The following is an 11,053-nucleotide window of genomic DNA, read 5'->3' on the forward strand; positions in this document are numbered from 1 at the left end:
TTGCGTTTCCCAGACCGGTTGCTATTCTCGCCGGCGATTGTCTCAAGCGATTAAGGAATGAAAGGAGAGCCGCAATTGACCAGACCGATGGAGCTTGTCAGATACACGACAGACGAGGTGCTCGAGTATCATCGAGACAACTTCGGGGGAGGGGGCAAGTTCGAGATTATGAGCAAGGTCCCGGTTCGCGATGCGAAGGACCTGACGCTGGCGTACACGCCCGGGGTAGCGGAGGTGTGCCGCGCTATTGAGCGCGACCCAAACGAGGTGCATCGATATACGGCAAGGGATAACACAATAGTAATCTTGACGGACGGGACAGCTGTCCTTGGGCTCGGCGACATTGGCCCTGCGGCGGGTCTGCCTGTTATGGAGGGCAAGTCGGTCCTTTTCAAGATGCTCGCCGGCGTTGATGCGTTTCCCCTGTGCATCGGGACAAAAGACCCTGACAAGATAGTCGAGTTCGCCAAGCTCCTGGAGCCGTGCGTGGGCGGCATCAACCTCGAGGACATCTCCGCGCCTCGTTGCTTCGAGATTCTGAAACGGCTTAGGAACGAGCTCTCGATACCGGTGTTGCACGACGATCAGCATGGCACGGCGGTAGTCGTTCTGAGCGGTCTAGTAAATGCACTGAAGATCGTTGGCAAGAGCCTGTCAGAGGTCAGGATTGCCGTCAACGGCGCTGGAGCCAGCGGCATTGCAGTGACGGGCCTTCTGATGCGAGCTGGTGCAAGGAACGTCATTCTATGTGACACGAAGGGAACCATCTATCGCGGCCGGTCAATTGGCATGAACGCCTACAAGGATGCGATTGCCGAGCGGACGAATCTTGAGATGATCAGGGGCACGCTAGCCGACGCGATGCGCGGCGCTGACGTCTTCCTCGGCCTTTCTGTGGCAAACCAGGTCTCTGGCGATATGGTTCGGTCGATGGCCAAGGACCCGATAGTCTTTGCGATGGCCAACCCGGTACCTGAGATAATGCCCGAGGAGGCTAAAGCGGCAGGCGCCAGTATCGTTGCGACGGGCCGCTCAGATTATGCCAACCAGATAAACAACGTTCTCGGCTTCCCTGGGATATTCCGAGGCGCACTTTCGGCCCGGGCGAGCGATATCAACGAGGAGATGCTCATCGCTGCGGCCAATGCGCTTGCGGGGCTTGTCGGGGATGACGAGCTGCGGGAGGATTACGTAATCGCCAGCCCTGTTGACCCGCGAGCGATGCCGACCGAGGCGCGGGCCGTGGCCCAGGCGGCCCAGGAGACGGGCGTTGCCCAGATAGACGTTGATCCGGAGCAGGTCTATCGCTACACCGCCTACCTGCGTGAGGTCCTCGAGAAACGCTACGCCTTCTCGGAGCGATACGTTAGAGAACATCCGTTTAGCACGTAATCTACACCGCAAAGGTTACTTTCTGGGTTACAGGAAATGACTTGCTGTTGACCGGCTCTTGGCGCGAGTTACCTAGATTGCGTCTGGTGAAGCAGGTGTTTACTGTTGACAAATGGATCGTTTTACTACATATTTGTAAACGGCTGCAAGACAGCCACAATTGAAAACCTTGTCAGGATGGGAGGAGTGATATGATTGGTCAACGCATACGGCAGGCACGACTTGCCGCACGCCTCTCGCTGGATGACGTTGTCGCGCGGCTTAAGGGGCTGGGCGAGTCGATATCGAAGCAGTGTCTTTCCAACTATGAGAAGGGCAAGCGAACGCCGCTCCCCTCGACCCTGATTCTGTTGGGGAGCGCGCTCTCGGTGAAGCCGTCTTACTTCATGGCCGAGCCGCAGGTCTCGATAACCTGGGCGGGCTATCGGTGCCAGTCGCGCCTCGGCAAACGTCAGAGGGAGCAGATTGAGGCGTTCGCGCAGTCGGTTGCCGAGCGGCAGATCTATCTTCAGGAAACGCTTTTTCCGAATGAGTTGCCAAGGCTGCCCGAGCGCCGCAAGGTCTCAACTGGAGACCAGGCGGAACAGGCGGCGGCGGACCTTCGGGCGTGCTGGGAGCTTGGTAACGATCCAATCGACAGCCTGACCCAAATAATCGAGAACAACGGCGGCATCGTCGTCAAGTACCCGATGGGGGACGTTCGCTTCGACGGTCTCTCCGGCTATGTGAACGAGGGGTTCCCTCTAGTCGTTGTGAATCGGGATGTTACTGATGATCGGCTCCGCTTCGATCTTGGGCACGAACTTGGGCACCTAGTCATGGACACCGAGGGGTCGGAGCTGAAGCAGGAGGAGAGGCTGGCTCACAGGTTTGCCGGGGCGCTTCTGGCCGTCAAGGACGCGGTGTTCCACGAATTGGGAAGGCAAAGGGCAAAGATAAGCCTGGATGAGCTTGCACTTCTTAAGAGGAAATACGGTCTCAGCATGCAGGCATTGGTCTTTCGCATCCGCGACCTCGGGATCGTCAGCAGCTATGCTTTTCAGGCGGCTTTCAAGGAGTTTGCTTACAGAGGATGGCGCAAGGAAGAGCCCGTGGGCTTCAACGGGAATGAGGAGCCGACTCGGCTTGAGCAACTGACGCTTCGCGCCTTGTCCGAGGGTATTATCACGCCCTGGATGGCAGAAGAACTCTGCCCCGGCTGCACAGCGGGTGTTGAGCAGGAAGAGCCCGAACCACGCAGGGCAAACCTGCCTTCTGAGTTCTTGAAGCTTCCCAGAAGCGAGCGCAGCAGGCTCATGGCAGAAGCTTCCAAAATGGCGGAGAAGGCCTACCAAGAGAATCCTGAGCTAAACGATTTTGAGGCTTTTGGGGAGGATGATCTGCTTGACTGACGGGGCGCGAATTCCCAAGAAGGGTGAGATTTGGTATGTTCGCTTCGATCCAGCAACCGGTTCGGAAATTCAGAAGACCCGGCCTGCCGTAGTCGTCAATGAAAAGCACATGGGGAGAGAAAGTCTGCGAATCGTTGTCCCCGTTACCGAGTGGCAAACGCACCACCAATTCTGTCGGTGGATGTTTCCCCTGTTCATCAGTGACAAGACCGGGCTTACAAAGGAATCAGGAGCTGACGCGTCGCAGGTGAAATCACTATCCGTCAGACGATTCCGCAACAAAATAGGAATCGTTACAGCTTCTGAGCTCAAAGAAATACTGGCGGCAATAGTCGTTTGTATCGGCTACGAATGCCCGGTTTGCAGAGCGAGAGAGAATAAGAACACACAATAGGTTTTGGTTGGGGCTTTTCAGGGGGACTGAATACTGAGATTCGTTCTTCCATGGTTTTGCCGAAGCGTTGCTGGATGCATCTGAACTCGTGTCAAGCCAGCCAGGCTATAATTTCGTCGGCGACGAGGACGCCGTCGTCGGTGAGCCTGAGGACGTCGTTTTGGATATTGATGAGTTTTGCGTTGGTTAGTTTCTGTAATTCATCTTGTCGGGCCTTTTTTAGGTCTATCCCCTCATCTCTGCGCAACTTGCTAAGGCTAATACCTTCACGAAGCCGAAGGCCAAGCATGATCGCCTCCTCTACTCGCTCCTCCCCACTCAACCTCTCCGCCTCGCAGACCGCACTGCCGCCGTTGGCCACTCGCTCGATGTACTCAGCGACATTATCGACGTTTTTGCGGCGGACACCGTCGAGGTATGAACTTGCCGCACAGCCGAGGCCGATGTACTCGCCCCGGCGCCAGTAATTGAGGTTGTGCCTGCACTCAAAACCGGGCTTGGCCCAGCTGGAAACCTCGTATTGGAGAAAACCGGCGGCGTGGAGCGAGTCGCGTATTGTCTCATACATTTGCCGCTGTTGGTCGGGGGAAGGTAAGGCGAACTGGCCAGCTTTCAGGCTTTTGTGAAGGGTTGTGCCCTCTGGGATCGAGAGCCCATAGACGGAGATGTGTTCGGGAGCGAGCGAGACCGCAGTCTCCACCGAGCGCATCAGCTCATCGAGCGACTCGCCGGGAGTGCCGTAGATGAGGTCGATGTTGATATTGCGGCAGCCCATCGCGCGGACATTCTCGATGCAGCTTCGGGCCTGGTCGGCACTATGTATTCTGCCCAAAAAGCGCAAAACTTTGTCGTTGAAGCTCTGAGCGCCCACGCTGATCCTGCGGCCGCCGCAGGCAAGAATCTCAGAGATGTATCTTGTGTCCACCGTGCCGGGGTTGCTCTCGACAGTAACCTCAACATCTGCCGATATTGGCAGCATCTTGAGGCAGCTGGTGAGCAGTTCGGTGAGGTGGCTCCGGGCAACAGCTGTCGGAGTGCCGCCGCCGATGTATATCGTCTCTGCGGCTCTCGCTGTTGTTGTCAGAAGCTCTGCGGCGCTTGGCAGGGCTGTTCCGATGAGGGCGTCGAAGTAGGCAGGGACGTTCTGCTGAGCGATTGGATACGACGCGAAATCGCAGTATTTGCACTTCTTGATGCAGAATGGGATATGGACATAGACGCCAACTGGTCTCATAACATGTAACCTTAGCCAGATGCCTGCTAACACACAACCCCTGTCATTAGTTAGACGCGACGTTAGCAATCATTCAGTTGGCCCTTGGCGCTGGCCTGTTAAGCGGCGCCAGAACACCGTGGCCTGAGGCTGTTATCGGAGGCAAGTTGGCGGTTAGGTTTAGTCGGGCGAAAAAATGGTGATTCAGACTGCCGGCTAGGCTACTGTTATGGTTCTTGAATGGAGGCAACGTAAGAATGAGTGAAGACAAGCACGAGGTCGCCGCAGCCAAGCGCGTGTCGCTCGTCATGGGCACGGCAGGCCATATCGATCACGGTAAGACCGAGCTCGTAAAATCGCTCACGGGCATCAACACAGACCGCCTGAAGGAGGAGCAGAAACGAGGCATTTCCATAGAGCTTGGCTTTGCCTATCTTGACCTGCCGGACGAGAGGAGGATTGGGATCGTTGATGTGCCAGGCCACGAACGCTTTATCAAGACTATGGTCGCCGGCGCGTCGGGCATAGACATCGTCCTTTTCGTCATTGCGGCCGATGAGGGGGTGATGCCGCAATCGGTGGAGCACCTCGATGTCTGCCGTTTTCTGGGCGTCAAGTCGGGGCTTGTGGCGCTCACGAAGGCCGATCTTGTGTCGGATGAGGAGGTAGAGCTTGCCCGCGATGACGTTCGAGGTTTCGTCAAGGACACTTTCCTGGAGCACGCTGCCGTGGTTCTTACGTCGGCCAAGACAGGCCGAGGCCTTGACGAGCTTCTTCGCGAGATCGTGCGCCTCGTTGACCGCGTTCCTGGGCATTCCGTGGCCGGGACGTTCAGGATGCCGATCGACCGTTCGTTCACGATTCAGGGTTTTGGGACAGTTGTAACGGGGACAGTCATCTCGGGGCGTGCGTCAGTGGGCTCGGCAGTTGAGGTCTATCCCGACGGGATGAGGACACGAATCCGAAGGATTGAGACCCACAACACTCTGGTGCCCGAGGCGCTGCCGGGGCATAGGACGGCGATAAACCTCCCTAAGGTCGCCAAGAGTGAGATCAGGCGAGGCGATGTTCTCAGCGTGCCAAATGTGCTCAGGCCGGGCTATGTTTTCGACGTGCATCTCTTGCTCAATCGGAGTGAAAAGGCCGAGCTCAAGCCCGGGGCCAGGATAAGGTTCCACGTCGGCACGAAGGAGTCGCTTGGTCGGGTCTTTCCGATCGGCGATGCTATGTTTGGCGCTGGGCTCGATGGGTTCGCGCAGGTTAGGCTCGAGGAGGAGGTTGTGGCGTTGTGTTTCGACCGCTTCGTGCTGAGAACGTATTCGCCTGCTCACGTGATCGGCGGGGGTTTGATACTCACTGCGAGCAGCCGGCAGCGTTTCAAGTTGAGAGGTGAGCTCGTCGAGCAATTACGCACGATGAAGGACGGCTCAGAGGCGGACCGCGTTGCCGTATTCGTCAAAAGCGCCTTCCCCGACCTGCCCACTCTGAGCCAAATCGCCACGCAGTTAGGCCTTCGTGAGGACAAGGCTGAGCTTACAGTTGCGTCGCTGGTGCAGGACGGCGCTTTGCTTCAGCTGTCCAGCACGCCCAAGAGATTCTTGTGCTCCCACGACGCCGAAGGCCTCGAGCGCACACTAGTCGCACAGCTGAAGGAATACCATGCGAGCTTCCCGCTGCGCGCAGGCATGCAGGAGCGTGCGCTCTTGAGCAAACTTAAACATCCTGTTCTCAAGGAGTTTTTTGCCGACATCCTCGCTCGCGCGGTCGCTTCCGGCAAGGTCGTTGCGGACGGAACGCTGCTCCGCCTTGCGTCACATTCCTCGAGTTTGAGCGCAGAGCAAGAACAGATCGCTGATCTACTCCGGCGCAGGCTTGAGATTTCGGGCACGAATCCGGTCGAGATGGGGTTCGCCCTAAACGAGGTTCAGGGCAAAGTCGCGGGCGCAACCCCGGGCGTATTTCGTGAAGTGATTAACTATCTCGTGCAGTCAAAGAACGCGGTTAGGGTCTCGCCGGAGCTCTTGCTTTCAACCGATGGCCTAAGTCGCGTCGCCAAGACCATTCTGGACCACCTTGCGACACATAAGACGATGACGGTCGCGACAGCCCGCGACCTCCTGAAGAGCAGCAGAAGGTTCGTCGTCCCCGTGCTGGAATACCTTGACCGCCTTGGGATCACGCGCCGCGAGGGCGACGTTAGGATTCGCGGCGCCGGCAACCTGGCGGACCTGAAGTGAGAACAGTGGCCGATTCTGCGTGTGTGGCCCACGAAGATGCTTTCTCTCTTAGTGCCTCTTTGTGTCCTTAGTGGACCCTCCCATCTAATCAATCCGCTGCAAGCTAAAGATTTATCCACGAAGAACACGAAGGAACACGAAGATGCTTTCTCTCTTAGTGCCTCTTTGTGTGCTTGCCGGATCGGTCGTAAGATCGATGATTTCGTCCAGGAACGCTTTCGCCAGAGTAATCATAGAGCAGTTTGCCCTAAATGTGCCGAGCACTGCTCAGAAGGTGTCGAGTATGGCAGATGTGATCTTGCTGGCGAGGTCTGCGGCCGCCATCTTCAACGCCTTTTGCTGCGCCTGTTGCCTCGTGCTGACGTTGCCTGCTTCGTGGTCAGGGCTGAGTGGGTAAAGTCCTGAGATGACCTCGTCCACCTTGTAGTCTTTTTCGACTGACAGCTTCGAGGCGGAGAAGAGCGGTTTCTCATTCTTCAGGTCGGTGAGCTCAACCTTCACATCTATCAAGACACGATACTCATTCGCCACGCCCTCACTGTTGTAGGAGAGCTGCTTCAACTTGTAGCTCGTAACAGTGCCTTTGAGCCGGGCATCAGCGGAGCTCTCAGTAATCTCAAGCCCACCACGCTTCATGAAACTCTCGACAACCGCGTCGGTGACCAGCGCCTCAAGGCCGGTCTCCAGCGTCTCGTTTTTGAAGACAGGGATGCTAATTCTCTTCACATGTTTTGGCAGCGCCCCGCCTTTGCCCACGAGATTGTAGCCGCAGCCAACAAGCAGGCTGACCAAAACAAGGAGCACTGTCGAGGCGATGTCTCTTCTCATAACTCAACTCAAGCGATATGTGTTAAAGTCCACCGAACCAATGCCGATCGATCAGACCCAGTCGCTGGCGTTTTGTCAAGCCTCTGACGTCCCTGGGCGTGGTCAGAATCGGCAACTGCGTCTTCCGGCGGTATTTGGGCACGTGGATGGGTGTTGCTGAGACTGTGACGGCCTGTGAATTGGCATTGGGGCAAGCGTCGCCCCTATCCTCGCTCGTCGTTTCCAATAATCAGATTGGAGCGGGGAACGTTGCGGCTGCCTCGCGGATGGAGGGCAGAAGCTCGTGCCCGAAGGGCAGACCATGGGTAGCCGCAGGCGTAGCCTGACGGTGCGAATAACGCCACAATCCCCCCCATTCTAACCTCCCCGTTGCGTTGCACGCACGGCTACCCACGGTATCCCCTGTCGGGGATTACAGCCTGCACCCCTCGTTCGCACCCGTTAGGTGAAAGAGGCAGCAACTCGGCTTTCGACATGAACTCCCGTGCCTATGTGGCAGCCAGCTTCAGAGCTCAACTTCAGAAACGATCAATCTGATTTTTGGGGGACCACCCTTATTGCGTCGAGGCGGATGTCGCTCTATAGTCTTGATCAGGCAATGAACCGGTAACATTTTGGACTGGGATTTGGAGGGAAGGCCAGACAGTACTGCTGGGGCTTTGGGTAGTTATGGGTCTTGAGGTGACAAAAGGTGGATATCTCGTGCGCTGTTCTTCTTCGATGCGTGTTGCTGCGTGATGAGTAGTTTTGACCTAGTATCTGAGTTTGAGCCCACTGGCGATCAGCCGGAGGCGATAGACGCGTTGGTTTCCCGTGTGGAGACAGGGGCGAAGGACAGTGTGCTTCTGGGTGTTACCGGCTCTGGCAAGACGTTCACGATAGCGAACGTCATCCAGCGAGTGAACCTGCCGACGCTGGTTCTTTCTCATAATAAGACTCTGGCTGCGCAGCTTTATACGGAGTTCAAGCAGTTTTTCCCGAGTAATGCGGTCGAGTATTTCGTTAGTTATTACGATTATTACCAGCCTGAGGCCTATTTACCTGTAACCGACACCTATATTAAGAAAGACGCAGACATCAACGAGGAAATAGATAGGCTCCGTTATTCGGCGACTAGGTCGCTTTTTGAGCGGCGGGACGTGATAATTGTTGCGAGCGTCTCGTGCATTTATGGGCTTGGGTCTCCGGAGGCCTATTTTGACATGATACTGCTTCTGGACCGCGGCAAGTGCTACGACCGGGATGCGGTCCTCGAGCGGCTGGTGAAGATGCACTACAAGCGCAACGACACCACTCTTGTCCGAGGCGCATTTCGGGCTCGGGGTGGGGTGATTGAGGTATTCCCTGTTTATGAGTCCAGAGCCATTCGGATTGAGCTTTATGGCGACGAGGTCGAGCGCATCACGTTCTTCGATCCACTGACGGGGCACGTCCTGTCTCATGCCGATCGCTTGGCCGTTTACGCCGGAAGCCACTATGTTGTTCAACCAGAGCGTGTTGAACGAGGTCTTGAGACGATCATGGAGGAGCTCGAGGAACGTCTGGATTACTTCGAGCGAGAGGGCAAACTGTTGGAGGCTGAGCGGCTGCGCAGCAGGACGCTTTACGACCTCGAGATGATCCGCGAGGTTGGCTACTGTTCAGGCATTGAGAACTACTCGAGGCATTTCACGGGGAGAAGGCCGGGGGAGCCACCGCCGACTTTGCTGGACTTTTTCCCAAGTGATTTTCTGCTGGTGATAGATGAGTCCCACGCTACCGTTCCGCAGCTTCGGGCGATGTGTCGAGGCGATAGGTCGCGGAAGGAGACGCTGGTCCAATACGGCTTCCGGCTTCCATCAGCGTTCGACAACAGGCCGCTTTTCTTTGAGGAGTTCAACGAGCGACGAGGCCCGTCGATCTATGTCTCTGCTACGCCGGCGGACTACGAGCTCGGGCTTGTGGGGGGCGAGATCGTTGAGCAGGTAGTTCGTCCGACGGGGCTTTGCGACCCGGAGGTCGAGCTTCAACCCGCGGTAGAACAGATAGACCATCTTTTGGGCGAGATAAAGGAGCGCGTTGATAGAGAGCAAAGGGTGCTGGTTACAGCGCTGACGAAGCGAATGGCAGAGGACTTGACCGACTATTACTGTGAGCTTGGTGTCAGGGCGAGGTATCTGCATTCGGAGGTGAAGACGCTCCAGCGGACAGAGATAATTCGGGAGCTGCGGCAAGGGGAGTTCGATGTCCTGATTGGCATTAACCTTCTGCGTGAGGGGCTAGACCTGCCGGAGGTATCTTTGGTCGCAATTCTGGATGCTGATAAGGAAGGGTTCCTGCGGTCAAGGACTTCCCTCATTCAGACGATGGGCCGGGCCGCGAGGAATGTCGATGGCAAGGTGATTCTTTACGCCGACAAGTTGACGGACAGCATCAGGGCCGCGGTGAACGAGACTAGCCGCAGGAGGAGGAAACAGCTCGAATACAATCAGGAGCACGGGATCACACCGCAGACGATCCAGAAGCGGATAAGCGAGCCAATGAGTGCTGTTTATGAGGCGGATTACTACACGATTCCGATTTTTAAGCCCGATGAGCGAGAGTTTGGGCTCAAGAGCGACCAGGAGCAGGCTACATATATGAAGGATTTAGAACAGGAAATGGTTCAGGCGGCCGAGAAGCTCGAGTTCGAGCGCGCGGCCAAGCTCCGCGACAAGCTCTTAGCGCTTCGCAAGCGGCACAGTAAGGTGTTGCCGAAGAAGAGTAATGTCCGGTCTCAGACATTAGGATAGATGTCTATGCTGGGGGTATCACCCCCGGCTTTGAGCGCGATACCGGTCACACGGCCATGTTTTTGGTGGGTTCCTTTTGGGCTTCGCCGGTGCGGACTAAGCGCGCTCGAGAGCTTGGTATTGCCTGTCTGTTGTGGTAGTTTTAGAACATGGTAGCTAACACGGGAGGATACGTTAAGCAATGGCTGGATGAGGCCAAGGAGGATATGGATCTTGCACGCCATGCGCTCCTGTTGGGCAACCTTCGCAATGCAGTGTTCTTAGCTCACTTGGCACTCGAAAAGACCTTGAAAGCTCTTGTATTCAGGTCCACCAGTGAACCACCGCCTCGCATTCATAACCTGAGTGAGCTGGCATCTAGAACGGATGTTTTGTTTGACGAGAAAAAGATGAGGTTCTTGGCAGGTATGGATTTTTATCAACTTGCCGGGCGATATCCTGATGCAAGACGAGGCGGCATTGATCCTGAAAGGGCGATGCGAGATTTCCATGAGGCGGAGAGGATCCTTGAATGGTTGATCAAGCAATAGCCAGCGCGGTTAAGAGGTATCTGAGCATTCTGCACGAACATCAGGTCCCTGCCAGTTACGCTGTACTCTTTGGTTCGTGCGCAAGGGGAGAGGAGCACGAAGGGAGTGATATAGACGTCTTCATCGTCTCCCAGGAATTCGGTAGAGATTGGCAGAAATGGAACCGACTACTTTGGGAGTTGAGAATTTACGGCGATTATCGAATTGAGCCAACTCCAGTCACAGAGGATGATGTCGTGAATGATGATACCTCGCTGAGGATCGAGATGGCGAGGCGGGAGGGCATCGTGATCTACC

Annotated in this window: 8 protein-coding genes; 6 read left to right on the forward strand and 2 right to left on the reverse strand. The window is 56.1% G+C overall.

Features of this window, described 5'->3' with window-relative positions:
- Positions 1-75: 75 nt before the first annotated feature.
- Both VM163_09130 and VM163_09135 read left to right on the forward strand, forming a co-directional pair.
- Complete coding sequence (locus VM163_09130; protein HUT04038.1) at positions 76-1,392, forward strand: malic enzyme-like NAD(P)-binding protein; 1,317 nt, start codon at positions 76-78, stop codon at positions 1,390-1,392.
- A 191-nt stretch (positions 1,393-1,583) separates the two neighbouring features.
- Entirely contained in the window at positions 1,584-2,783 is a 1,200-nt protein-coding gene (locus tag VM163_09135) for an XRE family transcriptional regulator (protein HUT04039.1), read from the forward strand.
- Positions 2,784-3,268: 485 nt separating this feature from the next.
- Here the strand turns inward: VM163_09135 and hemW are convergent, their stop codons facing one another.
- The gene (gene hemW / locus VM163_09140; GenBank protein HUT04040.1) at positions 3,269-4,411 is read right to left on the reverse strand and encodes a radical SAM family heme chaperone HemW; all 1,143 of its coding nucleotides are present in this window, start codon (positions 4,409-4,411) and stop codon (positions 3,269-3,271) included.
- A 236-nt stretch (positions 4,412-4,647) separates the two neighbouring features.
- Here hemW and selB point away from each other — a divergent pair, with 236 nt between their 5' ends.
- Positions 4,648-6,627: a selenocysteine-specific translation elongation factor gene (gene selB, locus VM163_09145; protein ID HUT04041.1), complete on the forward strand. Its 1,980-nt coding sequence runs from the start codon at positions 4,648-4,650 to the stop codon at positions 6,625-6,627.
- 267 nt (positions 6,628-6,894) lie between these two features.
- Here the strand turns inward: selB and VM163_09150 are convergent, their stop codons facing one another.
- Complete coding sequence (locus VM163_09150) at positions 6,895-7,455, reverse strand: LptE family protein (protein ID HUT04042.1); 561 nt, start codon at positions 7,453-7,455, stop codon at positions 6,895-6,897.
- A 737-nt stretch (positions 7,456-8,192) separates the two neighbouring features.
- Between VM163_09150 and uvrB the strand changes: the two genes are divergently transcribed.
- The 3 genes from uvrB to VM163_09165 form a co-directional block, all read left to right on the forward strand.
- Positions 8,193-10,226, forward strand: a complete 2,034-nt coding sequence (gene uvrB / locus VM163_09155) for an excinuclease ABC subunit UvrB (protein HUT04043.1) — start codon at positions 8,193-8,195, stop codon at positions 10,224-10,226.
- 149 nt (positions 10,227-10,375) lie between these two features.
- Entirely contained in the window at positions 10,376-10,756 is a 381-nt protein-coding gene (locus tag VM163_09160; GenBank protein HUT04044.1) for a HEPN domain-containing protein, read from the forward strand.
- On the forward strand, positions 10,738-11,053 hold a 316-nt coding region (locus tag VM163_09165; GenBank protein HUT04045.1), incomplete at its 3' end, for a nucleotidyltransferase domain-containing protein. The genes VM163_09160 and VM163_09165, both read left to right, overlap by 19 nt.

It is taken from the genome of bacterium (assembly GCA_035527515.1).
GTDB lineage: Bacteria > B130-G9 > B130-G9 > B130-G9 > B130-G9 > B130-G9.